Here is a 13,037-nt window from a genome sequence, read left to right on the forward strand (position 1 = left end):
ATTTTTTATGAGCGCGGTTTTGTAAACTGTGCGAAATCCTGCACCAAGCGTTCATAAATTGGTTTTTTAAACCCCACATTCTGCTGGGGTAGGGTGGCAAGATCTATCCATTGCCATGCGTCAAATTCCGCAGGGGTTTGGGCATCTAGCCGGATATCGGCATCTGTGCCTTCAAAAGCCAGAGCAAACCATTTTTGGGTCTGCCCCCGATACTTGCCACCCAATGCACGCCCTATAAGGTGCTGGGGCAGATCATACGTAATCCATTCAGGATGTTCGGCCAAAATACGCACTTTGTCTGTGCCAATTTCTTCTGCCACTTCGCGCAGCACAGCTTTTTCTGGTGCTTCTCCGGTATCAATACCACCTTGAGGGCATTGCCATGTGCCTTCATTCAAGGGGCCGCCAGCGCCGGGCATATCCGTACGCCGAGCAATAAAAACGCGCCCATCAGCATGAAAAATCATGGCCCCAACATTAGGGCGATACGGAAGAGGCGTGGCGCTTGCATCTCTCATTGTTGCGGTTGGCCTTGCTGCTGCACCCGTGGGTTGGAGAGGTTGACATGCATGCTGCCATCTGCGGCGGCAGGGCCATAGGCGGACATGTCCGGCGGTAGAACAATCTGGCTAACTGGCACCAAGGCAATGCCCATATCTTTCAGGTGTGGTAACCATGCGCGCAGGCAGGCCATGGCCACTGGCCGTAATGGCCCCAGAATGCCAATGGCGCGCCCATTCTGCCGTGCCATTTGCTGAAGTTTCAGCAACTGGATATCAATATTTACAATATCGGTATCCGTATTCACCACAACATCCGCGGTAGCAGCGCTACTGGCGCCTTCGGTTTGCGTGCCCGGTGTAGCATCCAGATAAAGCAGGCCGCGCTGATCTATGGCTTTTACCAAAGATTTAAAGCTTTCAGATTGCGGGAAGCTACCGCCATTTTGCCCTGCAAAGGCATTGGTAACCCCCACATATCCCGCCAGATGAGAAAGCGCCCAGTTCAGATTATCCATGTTTTGTTGGGGGGAAAGTAGCAGCCCAAGCGCTTTGGGCCCGGCATCTGTATTCTTGCTGGCGTTATCCTGAATGGGGAGAGAAAGCAGCGTTTCATGCCGATGTTGGCGTGCTGCGTTCATCAGTTCTTCAGGGTTGGCGGCATAGGGTGAAATACCCAGAGAAACCGGACCGGGCAGGGAGTTTATGGCTTCTGTTGTCAGATCATCTGTCTGATCTATGCCATCAATCAGCAAAGCCACCATGGGGGTGCCGGGCGGCACATCCACAGCAGGTGCGGCATAAACCTTTTTAGGTGTGCGATCATGTGCACCCACTTTGGGAAGCGGAAAGCCCCCCGGGCCATTCTTGCTTTCCAGTAGATCAGCTTGCGGGCCGGGAATGGTGGTGCGCTGGATGGGGGAGGATTGTTTGGCAGCGGAATCTGCCGAAACATCAATATCCTGCCCCTCAATGGAAAGGCCGGGCGGCCCCATAACCTCCAACCCTATGGCCAGCGCCACGGCGGCTGTAGCGCACCCGCCCCAAAAGCGAATAAAGGTGCGCCCGTTAGAGGGCAGTTGCTGCCAGAGCGATGGAGTGTGCATGGCCTTTCCCTTTCGCGCCCTTAGTGGTGCGTTGCACTATCCGTTTTAGCGGGTTGCTTGGCAGGCGGCAGAGATGCAGCTGGATCTGGAGAAGGCAGGCCAGCCATAAAGCGCACAATACGCAGGCCTTCCTGAAGCTGGAAGTCTGTTGCAGGCTTATCGTATTCAAACTCCGGCCAGTTTGCCGGTGGTTCGTTTGGAATATCCTTGGCAATGGCTGGCAGATCCGTACGCGGCTGTGCCTTGGTCTGGTTGCCGCCCTGATTTTTCAGAATATGCTCCAGATCAGCTTCGCGCAGGCTGAAGGCCGGATCTTCCCGCGTTTCCTTCACCACAATATCCGGTGTGATGCCCAGTGCCTGAATAGAACGGCCAGAAGGCGTATAGTAACGCGCAGTGGTTAGGCGTACGGCACCATTACCCGGAATGGGGATAATAGACTGCACAGAGCCCTTACCAAAGGAGCGCGTGCCAATCAGCACCGCACGGTGATGATCTTGCAATGCACCAGAAACAATTTCGGAAGCCGAGGCGGAGCCACCGTTAATCAGCACGACCAGAGGTAGGCCATCTGTAATGTCGGTGCCGTGCGCATCCCAACGCTGGCTGTCTTTGGGGTTGCGCGAGCGGGTGGAAACAATCTCACCCGAACGGATGAAGTTGGAAGAAACATCTACAGCCTGATCCAGCAGGCCACCCGGATCGTTCCGCAGATCCAGCACCAGCCCGGCCAGCTTACCGCCAGCCTGCTGCTTGAGGCTGTTATAAGCTTTCAGCAGCTCTTTTTCCGTGGTTTCGTTAAACTGTGCTACGCGGATGTAACCTACCCGATCATACAGTGCAGATTTCACAACATCGATGTGAATCACTTCACGCGTTAGCGTTACCACAATGGGTTTAGGTGTTTTTTCGCGCACCAGTGTCAGGGTAATTTTGGTGTTGGCCTTGCCGCGCATTTTCTTCACGGCTTCATCCAGCGGGGTGCCGTCAATCGGGTGGCCATCTACGGCAATAATGTAATCACCCGGCTTGATGCCAGCCCTAAAGCCCGGTGTGCCATCAATAGGGGAAACAACGCGGATATGCCCATCCTGCTGCTGAAGTTCCAGACCAAGGCCGCCAAATTCGCCCTTCATCTGTACCATCATGTCATCATACTGTTTTTGCGTCATGTAGGAGCTGTGCGGGTCTAGCCCGCTCAGCATACCGTTTAGCGCATTGGTAATCAGATCACGGTCTGAAACAGGTTCCACATACTGTTGGCGGATCATGTCCATAACCGTGCCAAACAGCGTTAGCAGTCGGTATGTTTCAGCGTGGTTTGTGGTGGGCGTGGCATCTGGCGCCGTGGCAGCCTGCGCAGGGGCTGCAACAAGGGCGGAGCCAGAAAAATGGCCCGGATGAAAAGCCAGGGCAAGGCCGGTTAAGGCAGTGGCGCCGAACATCAGACCTGTGCGGAACTTCATGCGATCGTCTCTCCTGTCGCAGGGCTGTATGTGGCCCGTGCGTGTTCTTCCTGTCTTTTCAGCCAGCACAATAGGGGTGCGGCCAAGGTTTTACGCGCATAACCAGATGTTCTGGCGCTGGTTGGGCAGAGTAACCTTTGTGATCCTGCTTGGCAAAGAGCCAGCGTGTTTTCTGCCATTACAGAAAAGGCGCGGGATTGATGGTTTTCTGCCCATGGCGCAACTGAATGAACAGCGTGCCAGAGCCTCCGGAACTGCTCATCTGTCCTATAGGTGCGCCCTTTGTCAAACTCTGGCCCATATCTACGGCCAGTCCGCTTAGGCCCGCCATGATAAAGCGGTAATGGCGGCCGCAATTCAGAATAAGCATTTGCCCATAAGTGCGGAAAGGGGCTGCAAAATCTACCGTGCCAGCACAGGGGGCGCGCACACTGGCACCGGGGGGCGTGCGGTATGTCATGCCCGTAGCCGGGCCAGATTCGGTAGCAGAGCCCCAAGTAGAAATAAGTGTGCCTGCAACGGGCCGCAGGCCAGATCCAGCAGAAGGATGCTCTGTAAGCCCCGGCCCTTGTGTTTTTACCATAGCGGCCATTTTACGGCGTGCAGCTTCAGCCCGCGCGGCCTCATGCGCGCGTTCTGCGGCAGCTATTTCTTTTTGCAGGGCAGATTCGGCCTGTGCCTGTAGGGCATCCAGTTTAGAAACGGCATCCTGCAAACTGGCAGCCCGCTGTGTTGCAGTTTGCAGTTGATGGTTGGTGTTTATGGCAGTGGCAGACGCCTGCTTCTGGGCTTCTCGCGCAAGGGCGGCCTGTTGGCGCACGGTATCGCGCTGGTGGCTTTGGGCTTGTTCAAGCTGGTTCAGTTCAGCCAGCTTGTTTGTTAGCGTGGTGTTGAGTGCCGTCAGCCGGGTTTGACGGGCGCGCATGCCTTTGGCTTCCTGCTCCATTTGGCGGGAAAGCCCGCGCAAAACCAAAAAGCCGGTAATGGCATCACCCTGCGGCATGGGCGCAGCCAGTAAAGTATCAGACGGATAAAGAGAAAGACGTTCTGCCAAGGGAAGGATAGGGGCAAGCGCGTGGGCATCTTGCACTAAGGCGGCTTGAAGCGAAGCCTGCTCTTTTTTTACATCCGAGATCTGATCTTGCAGATCAGAAAGCTGCTGTTCTGTGCTTTGAAGTTGCGATGTGGCGCTAACTGTTGCAGCAGAAAGCGCAAGTGCGCGGTTTTTGGCTTCTGCCGCGGCAGCCTGCGCAGCCTCATTCTGGCTACGGGATTGTGCAACAGCAGCGGCTTGCCGGGCTTTTTCCTGCTCCATGGCCTCGTGCTGCGCATGGGCTGCGTTGACGGCAGCCTGAGCTTCTCGCACAGAACGATCCGACATCACGGAAGGTTCTGCGGGCTTTTTGCTTTTGCGCGTATGTGTGCTGCGGGGCTTGCTTTCCCGCACAGAGGTTTTGGCCGCAGTTTGCGTGGAATGATGTGCTGTTGCTATTTTTTTATGATGTGTGGTTGCAGCCTGCAAAGGCATTGCCGGATAGCCCACCAGCAAAGCAGGTGCTGCAACCAGAACCGCCGTATATCCGGCCAGTTTCCCCCAATGGAAAGACGGGCAGATAGAAGAAGAAAAAGGCCGGATATGTTTCATTCAGCGTTCAAGCAGGGAAGAGCCTGTCATTTCCGCAGGTTTGGGTAAGTTGAGGAGAGCCAGTAGCGTGGGGGCAATATCTGCCAGCCTGCCACCATCACGCAGGGCAGATGCGCCCGAGCCATAGGCAATAAAGGGCACAAGGTTAAGTGTGTGTGATGTATGCGGCCCGCCGGTTTTGGGGTCTTTCATGGTTTCGCAGTTACCATGATCTGCCGTTACAAGCAGCGCACCATGTTGTTCTGCTATGGCCTGTGCAATACGGCCCAAGCCGGTATCTACGGCTTCTACCGCTTTTACGGCAGCATCCAGCTTGCCCGTGTGGCCGACCATGTCCGGGTTGGCAAAGTTGAGAACAAGCAAATCATATTCACCACTTTTAATGGCGGCTACGGCTTTGTCTGTTAATTCCGGGGCGGACATTTCGGGTTGAAGATCATAGGTGGCTACTTTGGGGGATGGTACCAGAATACGATCTTCCCCTTCAAACAGTGTTTCGCGTCCACCGTTCATGAAGTAGGTGACATGCGGATATTTTTCCGTTTCCGCCATGCGCATCTGTTTAAGGCCAGCGCGGGAGACAACCTCGCCCAACAGGTTTGTCAGTTCCTCTGGCGGGAACAGAATGGACATGCGTTTGGAAAGCGTATCGCTGTAATGTGTCATGGCCACAGCGGCAGCAAACTGCACAACCTTGCCTCGTGCAAAGCCGTTGAAATCAGGCTCCAGCAAGGCATCCATCAGTTGGCGGATACGGTCTGCACGGAAGTTGAAGGAGAGAATGCCATCTCCATCCTTCATGCCGGTGTAGCCTTCCAACACGGTGGGGACAATAAATTCATCTGAAATATCGGCCTGATAGGCGTTGTTCACCGTATCTTCTGGTGTTGCAGCCGTTGGGCCTTCTGCGCTTACAATAGCGTTGTAGGCTTTTTCCACCCGGTCCCACCGTTTGTCGCGATCCATGGCGTAGTAGCGACCAGAAATGGTGGCGAGCGTTGTGGAAGAAGGCAGATCAGCCCGTAGTTTTTTCAAAAACTCCAGCGCAGAGCGCGGGGCGGTATCGCGCCCATCGGTAAACAGGTGGAACGCCACCGGCACGCCGGCTTGCGCAACAATGTGTGCAAGAGCTGCGGCATGATCCTGATGAGAATGTACGCCACCGGGAGAAACAAGGCCCATCAGGTGGCAGGTGCCACCGGTTTTTTTTAGCGTGGCAATAAAGTTTTCTATCACCGGGTTGCGGGCAAGGCTACCATCCCGAATGGCGGTGAAAATGCGCGGCAGTTCCTGCATGACCACACGGCCAGCCCCAATATTTAAATGACCAACTTCGGAGTTGCCCATTTGCCCTTCAGGTAAGCCCACATCTTCGCCACTGGTGCGTACAAAGTTGTGCGGGTTGTTCTGCCACAGCTTGTCAAAATTGGGGGTGCGGGCAATTTGTACCGCGTTATCTGATTGATCCTCTCGCCATCCAAACCCATCAAGGATGACAAGCATAACTGGTCTCTTTTGTGGCTGGGATGTCGAGGTCATAGGTTTAAACCTTTTTATGTTTTTGTTTATGCGTGAATAATGCCACCAAATTGCATGAAGACAAAGAGGGCAAGTGCAGCAGGTGCGCGCATGCCCAAACACAAAGGGCAGCCCCCATACAGAAGCTGCCCTTGTAAAAGCCTTAACGCCTAAAAGTTTTCAGGCGCGGCGCACAATGTAAGATTTACCCAGTTCCTGCGTGATAAGGGCAGCGTGTTCCGGGTCTCGCGCTTCTATCATTACTTCCAACTGAGCAGCCTGCACGGAAGGGGCAGCAAACAGGCGCTGGTGCGAAACTTCAATAATATTGCCGCCAGCCTCCCCAATGCTTTTGGAAATATCGGCCAGAACACCCGGGCGGTCTGGAATTTCCATAATCAGGCGCAAAATGCGGCCATCACGCAGCATGGCGCGCAGCAGCGTGTTGGCCAGAATACGGCTATCAATGTTTCCGCCAGAAATAGGTAGGGCAACTTTTTTACCGCGGAACATATCCGGGTAAGTCAGCAGGGCGGCAAGCCCAGCAGCACCTGCGCCTTCACTTACCTGTTTGGCGCCCTCAGCCAGCAGGGTAATGGCGTTTTCAATAGCAGATTCAGAAACAACCAGAACCTGATCAACCAGCTTGCGGATAACCTCATCCGTTTGGCGGCCAATTTGCAGAACGGCAATACCTTCTGCAATGGTGGCGCCACCATTAGGGCGCGTGGCCGGGCCGGGGAAAGCACACAGAGAATCATACTTTTCCACCTGCACGCCAATCAGCTTAATATCCGGGCGCATGGCGCGGGCTGCCACGGCACAGCCAGAAAGCAAGCCACCACCACCAATTGGCACTACCAGCGCATCCAGCGGCCCTGCGTCTTGAAAAAGCTCCAGCGCACAGGTGCCTTGGCCCGCCATAACTGCGGGATCATCATACGGATGGATAAAGGTGCGGCCTTCACGCGCTTGCAGGTCTTCTGCAAACATCAGGGCTTCTGCAAAGCTTTCGCCTTCCAGAATAACACGCGCCCCCCAATTGCGGGTGCGCACCACTTTGCCTGCCGGTGTAAACTTGGGCATGACAATAACGGCATCAATACCCAGCAGGCTGGCATGGCGCGCCACGCCCTGCGCATGGTTGCCAGCAGATACGGCAATGACACCACGGCTGCGTTCTTCGGGGGAGAGCAGTGCCAGCTTGTTGGCGGCACCACGTTCCTTGAACGACCCAACAGCCTGAAGGTTTTCAAGCTTAAGGGTAATATCAGCCCCAGTTGCTTTGGAAAGCGCGTGGGAAGCAATGGTGGGCGTACGGATCACATTGCCGCGGATACGATCTGCCGCGACTGTGACATCCTGAAACGTGATCATATTAGATGAATTTGACGGAAAGGATTTCGTAAGTCCGATCTCCACCCGGTGCGGGCACAGAAACGGTATCGCCTTCTTCCTTGCCAATCAGTGCCTTGGCAAGTGGGGAGGAAATGGAAATGCGGTGCTGTTTGATGTCTGCTTCGTGCAGGCCAACAATCTGGTACGTAATTTCCTTGTCCGTATCTTCGTCCACAAGGCACACAGTGGCCCCGAACTTGACCTGCTTGCCGGAAAGAGAGGTGGGCTCAATAACTTCTGCGGTGGAAATAAGTTCTTCCAGCTCCAGAATACGGCCTTCAATAAAGGACTGTCGTTCTCGTGCTGCGTGATATTCCGCATTTTCAGAAAGATCGCCGTGGCTACGGGCTTCCGCAATGGCGCGGATAACTGCCGGACGTTCTTCTGCTTTCAGCTTGCGCAGCTCATCTTCTAGCTGCAGCAGGCCCTTGCCCGTCATTGGAGTTTTCTGCAAGACGCATCCCCAGACTTAAAAAAGCAGCCGGAACCAGCGGGTTCCGGCGCAAAAGTTAAACAGTTACACGGGCAAGGCATAACCCGCAAAAGCAGGCTGCCACCCGAACATGGCTAAGGGGGTGCAGGCAGGTTATGCCTGCACCTTTAGCTTAGAATGTTCCACTAAAGTATGACTGAAGTGGCGCAACATCAAGCGGTCCTTCACGCATTGCCGCAATTGCATGAATTGCAGCCCGCGCGCCAGCCATGGTGGTGTAGTGCGGAATACCCAGCACAAGGGCAGAGCGGCGGATATCAAAACTGTCCGCTACAGACTGCGCACCCTGCGCCGTGTTGATAACCATCTGCACCTCACCAGAGCGAATGGCATCCACACAATGTGGGCGTCCTTCCAGCACCTTGTTTACAAGGTTTACCTCAATGCCGGAATCGCGCAGCTTTTTGGCTGTGCCGCGGGTGGCCATAATACGGAAACCCATGGAAGCCAGCAGGCGGCCTAGCGGCGGCAGTTGGGGCTTGTCACTTTCACGCACGGAAAGAAACACCGTGCCGGAGGTTGGCAGCTTAACACCTGCCCCAAGCTGGGATTTGGCAAAAGCGCGCTCGAAGGATGTATCCAGCCCCATGACTTCACCCGTGGAGCGCATTTCTGGCCCCAGAATGGTGTCTACTTCCGCAAAGCGGTTGAAGGGGAATACGGCTTCCTTTACCGCAACATGCGGCACCACGGCCCGATCATCCAGATTAAAGCCCGAAAGCTTGGCGCCAGCCATAACGCGTGCACCAATTTTGGCTACCGGCACGCCTGTGGCCTTGGCCACAAACGGCACGGTGCGGGATGCGCGTGGGTTTACCTCAAGAACAAAGATTTCCTGATCCTTGATGGCGTACTGCACGTTCATCAGGCCCACAATGCCCAGTTCTCGCGCCATGGCTTCTGTCTGGGCTTTTAGCTCAGTTACAATGGCGGGGGAGAGGGTATAGGGCGGCAGAGCGCAGGCGCTATCACCAGAGTGGATGCCTGCTTCTTCAATGTGTTCCATCACGCCAGCCACATACACATCTGTGCCGTCTGCAATGCAGTCCACATCAGCTTCAATGGCTTCGTTCAGGTAACGATCAAGCAGGATCGGGCCGGAAGAAATATCGTGGCCGGCCATTGTCAGCACATCGCGCATGTAGCGCTGTAGGCCATTACGGTCGTACACAATTTCCATGGCGCGGCCACCCAGCACGTAGGAAGGGCGCACCACAACCGGATAGCCAACCTTTTCGGCCACGGCTTCGGCTTCTTCCGGCGTACGGGCAATGCCGTTTTCTGGCTGACGCAGGCCAAGTTTGTGCAACATGGTCTGGAAGCGTTCACGGTCTTCTGCCCGGTCAATGGCATCAGCCGGGGTGCCTAGCAGCGGAATGCCTGCGGCTTCCAGAGCGCGGGAAAGTTTAAGCGGTGTTTGCCCACCATACTGCACAATGCAGCCCTTAACCGTGCCTTTTTGCTGTTCGCAACGGATAAGGGAAATGACATCCTCAGCCGTGAGCGGTTCAAAATACAAACGGTCGGAAGTGTCATAGTCGGTAGAAACCGTTTCCGGGTTGCAGTTGACCATGATGGTTTCATAACCGGCTTCACGCAGGGCGTAAGCGGCATGAACGCAGCAGTAATCGAACTCAATACCCTGCCCGATACGGTTGGGGCCACCACCCAGAATAACAATCTTTTCCCGGTCTGTTGGGTTGGATTCACAGGTTGGCGGGGCAAACTGCCCTTCGTAGGTGGAATACATATACGGGGTGGAGGATGCGAACTCACCCGCGCAGGTATCAATACGCTTGTAAACCGGTGTTACACCAGCTTCTGCCCGCAATTTGGCCACTTCTTCAGGCTGCGTGCCGGACAGGCGAGAAAGCTGTACATCTGAAAAGCCAAGGGCTTTCAGGCGGCGCAGGCTTTGGGCATCCTTGGGCAGGCCGTGGTTTTCCACTTCCCGTTCTGCGTGAATGATTTTTTCCATTTCACGCAGGAACCAAGGCTCAAACTTGCAGGCTTCGTGAATGTCTTCCACCGAAAGACCAGCCCGCAGCGCCTGCGCGGCCATAAGGATACGTTCCGGCTTGGGCTGGGAGAGAGCAGCACGAAAGGCATCTTCTCCACCATCGCCGGGCTGTTCTACAGGGTCCAGCCCATGCAGGCCGGTTTCCATAGAGCGCAGGCCCTTTTGCAGCGCTTCGGGGAAGGAGCGGCCAATGGCCATGGCTTCCCCAACAGATTTCATGGAGGTGGACAACAGAGCCGGTGCGCCGGGGAATTTTTCAAACGTAAAGCGCGGGATCTTCACCACCACGTAGTCAATGGTGGGTTCGAAGGAAGCCGGAGTGGTGCGCGTGATGTCGTTTTTCAGCTCATCCAGCGTATAACCAACGGCCAGTTTGGCAGCCACTTTGGCAATGGGGAAGCCCGTTGCCTTAGAGGCCAGCGCAGAAGAGCGGGACACGCGGGGGTTCATTTCAATAACCACCATGCGGCCATCTTTGGGGTTAATCCCAAACTGCACGTTGGACCCACCGGTTTCCACGCCAATGGCCCGCAGGCAGGCAATGGAGGCATCACGCATGCGCTGATATTCTTTGTCTGTCAGCGTTAATGCGGGGGCAACGGTGATGGAATCACCCGTATGCACACCCATTGGATCAATGTTTTCAATGGAGCAGATGATAATGCAGTTGTCCGCCTTATCGCGCACAACTTCCATTTCATATTCTTTCCAGCCCAGAACAGATTCTTCCACCAGCACTTCCGTAGTGGGGGAGGCATCCAGCCCGGAAAGCACGATCTGGTCGAATTCTTCACGGTTATAGGCAATGCCACCGCCGGAACCGCCCATAGTGAAGGAGGGGCGGATAATGGATGGAAAGCCAATCTGCTTAAGCGCATCGTGCGCTTCTGCCAGCGTGTGGGCAATAAAGCTACGGGGGCTTTCAATGCCAATGGCATCCATGGTTTCACGGAACTTCTGGCGGTCTTCGGCTCGGTCAATCACCTCGGCGTCTGCGCCAATCAGCTCCACATTATGCTTGGTCAAAAAGCCTGATGCATGCAGCGCCATAGCGGTGTTCAGCGCTGTCTGGCCGCCCATGGTGGGCAGCACGGCATCTGGCTTTTCCTTAAGAATAATGCGTTCCACCACTTCCGGCGTAATGGGTTCCACATAAGTGGCGTCCGCAAGGCCGGGGTCTGTCATGATGGTGGCCGGGTTGGAGTTTACCAGAATAACCCGGTAGCCTTCTTCCCGCAGGGCCTTACAGGCCTGTGCGCCAGAGTAATCGAACTCGCACGCCTGCCCGATAACAATAGGGCCAGCGCCGATGATGAGGATGGAGCGGATGTCTGTCCGTTTGGGCATGATACGTTCGTTCCCGTTATTTCTTGGCGCTGTTAAGGTCGATCAGGGTGACAAAGCGTTTGAACAGATAGAAGCTGTCAGACGGGCCGGGGCTGGCTTCGGGATGATACTGGACGGAAAACGCCGGATACTTGTCTGATGCCAAGCCTTCGTTTGATTCATCAAACAAGCTGATATGTGTGACGTGCGCATCGGCAGGCAGGGTATCAGCATCCACAGCAAAGCCGTGGTTCTGGCTGGTAATTTCCACGCGCTTGGTGGCCAAATCCTGCACCGGCTGGTTAGCTCCGCGGTGGCCGCGTTCCATTTTGTAGGTTTTGGCGCCCAGCGCACGGGCCAGAAGCTGATGCCCAAGGCAGATGCCAAACAACGGCACGCCAGCATCCAGCACAGCTTTAATAGCGGGCACAGCATATGTGGCCGTAGCTGCCGGATCACCGGGGCCATTGGAGAGAAACACGCCTTCTGGCTTAAGGGCCAGAATTTCTTCACCCGTGGTGGTGGCGGGCACAACGGTTACGTCACACCCGGCAGCAACAAGGCAGCGCAAGATGTTGCGTTTTGCGCCATAATCTACAGCAACAACCTTGCGCCGGTTTGTGGGGGCTTCCTTGCTGCCATTGGGCCATTCCCACACGCTTTTTGTCCATGCGTAAGGGGCGGCGCATGTTACTTCCTTGGCAAGATCCATGCCTTCAAGGCCCGGCCATGCTTTGGCTTCTGCCAAAATGGCATCCAGATCAAACTTGCCATCCTGCGGGAAAACCAGCGCAGCCGTTTGGGCACCCTTGTCTCGGATTTTTAAGGTGAGGGAGCGGGTATCCACACCGGCAATACCGGACACACCGCGTTCCTTCAGCCACGCATCAAAGCTTTCCGTTGCGCGCCAGTTGGCTGGTGCTGTGGGGTCTTCCTTCACCACAAGGCCGCGGGCAAACACTTTTGTAGCTTCATCATCTTCTGCATTCGCACCCACATTGCCGATATGGGGGAAGGTGAAGGTAATAATCTGCCCGGCAAAAGATGGATCAGTAAGTGTTTCCTGATACCCGGTCATACCGGTTGAAAAGCAAATTTCGCCAATGGAGGGTTTGGAGGTGAAAGCGCCAAAGCCTTTCCCCCACAATACGGTTCCATCTGCGAGAACAAGCGCGGCGGTGGCGCCATCGGGGCGGGCGTCGGGCATGGATGATCCTGTCTTGCTGTCTCCCGCATGGGGGGAGGGTCGGTCTGTCGGAATGGGTTGGAGGTCTTCCAGGGAAAGGCCTGTGGCCTGCGCAATAACGGGCCAGTGGCGGGGCGGAATGGCCTGCGCCTGCCGCCATTTGCGGATGGCTTCTGTGCCAACGCCTGTCAGCTTGGCTGTGGCGTCTGGGCCGCCAATCCGGGCGATAATGGTATCTATGGACAAGGGCATGTGCGTGCTTGTGCCTCCCGAAGCCGTCTTCTAGCACTCGATTTCCAAGGTGGGAAGAAATTTCCCACCTGCAAGATGCTGTGTTGTAAGGGGGTGGGAAGTTTTTTCCCGCAGTGTTGCATGCGTG

Annotated in this window: 9 protein-coding genes; all 9 read right to left on the minus strand. The window is 55.4% G+C overall.

Translation table 11 applies throughout. The features are described from left to right. Positions 1-5: 5 nt before the first annotated feature. The 9 genes from DS739_RS05135 to carA all read right to left on the minus strand — a co-directional run bounded on the left by DS739_RS05135 (position 6) and on the right by carA (position 12,910). Positions 6-518 (minus strand): RNA pyrophosphohydrolase, encoded by a 513-nt coding sequence (locus DS739_RS05135; protein ID WP_006116013.1) that lies wholly within the window; start codon positions 516-518, stop codon positions 6-8. Next, positions 515-1,606, minus strand: a complete 1,092-nt coding sequence (locus tag DS739_RS05140; protein WP_035351571.1) for a divergent polysaccharide deacetylase family protein — start codon at positions 1,604-1,606, stop codon at positions 515-517. Before DS739_RS05140 ends, DS739_RS05135 begins: the two co-directional genes overlap by 4 nt. 20 nt (positions 1,607-1,626) lie before the next feature. Then, positions 1,627-3,072, minus strand: a complete 1,446-nt coding sequence (locus tag DS739_RS05145) for a S41 family peptidase (RefSeq protein ID WP_035351569.1) — start codon at positions 3,070-3,072, stop codon at positions 1,627-1,629. 178 nt (positions 3,073-3,250) lie between these two features. After that, positions 3,251-4,717 carry a murein hydrolase activator EnvC gene (locus DS739_RS05155; protein WP_006116011.1) on the minus strand — a complete coding sequence of 489 codons (1,467 nt, stop codon included), beginning with the start codon at positions 4,715-4,717 and terminating at the stop codon, positions 3,251-3,253. Then, positions 4,718-6,256 (minus strand): 2,3-bisphosphoglycerate-independent phosphoglycerate mutase, encoded by a 1,539-nt coding sequence (gene gpmI / locus DS739_RS05160; RefSeq protein ID WP_035351564.1) that lies wholly within the window; start codon positions 6,254-6,256, stop codon positions 4,718-4,720. 159 nt (positions 6,257-6,415) lie between these two features. Then, positions 6,416-7,612: a threonine ammonia-lyase gene (locus DS739_RS05165; protein WP_035351562.1), complete on the minus strand. Its 1,197-nt coding sequence runs from the start codon at positions 7,610-7,612 to the stop codon at positions 6,416-6,418. Between the two features lies 1 nt (position 7,613). Next, a complete protein-coding gene (greA, locus tag DS739_RS05170; protein WP_006116008.1) occupies positions 7,614-8,087 on the minus strand; it encodes a transcription elongation factor GreA in 474 nt (157 codons plus the stop codon). A gap of 151 nt (positions 8,088-8,238) precedes the next feature. Beyond that, positions 8,239-11,493 carry a carbamoyl-phosphate synthase large subunit gene (gene carB, locus DS739_RS05175; protein ID WP_006116007.1) on the minus strand — a complete coding sequence of 1,085 codons (3,255 nt, stop codon included), beginning with the start codon at positions 11,491-11,493 and terminating at the stop codon, positions 8,239-8,241. 16 nt (positions 11,494-11,509) lie between these two features. Next, a complete protein-coding gene (gene carA / locus DS739_RS05180; protein ID WP_006116006.1) occupies positions 11,510-12,910 on the minus strand; it encodes a glutamine-hydrolyzing carbamoyl-phosphate synthase small subunit in 1,401 nt (466 codons plus the stop codon). Positions 12,911-13,037 lie beyond the last annotated feature (127 nt).

The sequence above is a fragment of the Acetobacter sp. JWB genome, assembly GCF_003323795.1.
In the GTDB taxonomy this organism is placed as follows: Bacteria; Pseudomonadota; Alphaproteobacteria; order Acetobacterales; family Acetobacteraceae; genus Acetobacter; species Acetobacter oryzifermentans.

Bases quoted from the DNA above. Each gene is read 5' to 3' on its own strand.
- DS739_RS05135 (WP_006116013.1), bottom strand. From the start codon at position 518: ATGAGAGATGCAAGCGCCACGCCTCTTCCGTATCGCCCTAATGTTGGG.
- DS739_RS05140 (WP_035351571.1), bottom strand. From the start codon at position 1,606: ATGCACACTCCATCGCTCTGGCAGCAACTGCCCTCTAACGGGCGCACC.
- DS739_RS05145 (WP_035351569.1), bottom strand. From the start codon at position 3,072: ATGAAGTTCCGCACAGGTCTGATGTTCGGCGCCACTGCCTTAACCGGC.
- DS739_RS05155 (WP_006116011.1), bottom strand. From the start codon at position 4,717: ATGAAACATATCCGGCCTTTTTCTTCTTCTATCTGCCCGTCTTTCCAT.
- gpmI (WP_035351564.1), bottom strand. From the start codon at position 6,256: ATGACCTCGACATCCCAGCCACAAAAGAGACCAGTTATGCTTGTCATC.
- DS739_RS05165 (WP_035351562.1), bottom strand. From the start codon at position 7,612: ATGATCACGTTTCAGGATGTCACAGTCGCGGCAGATCGTATCCGCGGC.
- carB (WP_006116007.1), bottom strand. From the start codon at position 11,493: ATGCCCAAACGGACAGACATCCGCTCCATCCTCATCATCGGCGCTGGC.
- carA (WP_006116006.1), bottom strand. From the start codon at position 12,910: ATGCCCTTGTCCATAGATACCATTATCGCCCGGATTGGCGGCCCAGAC.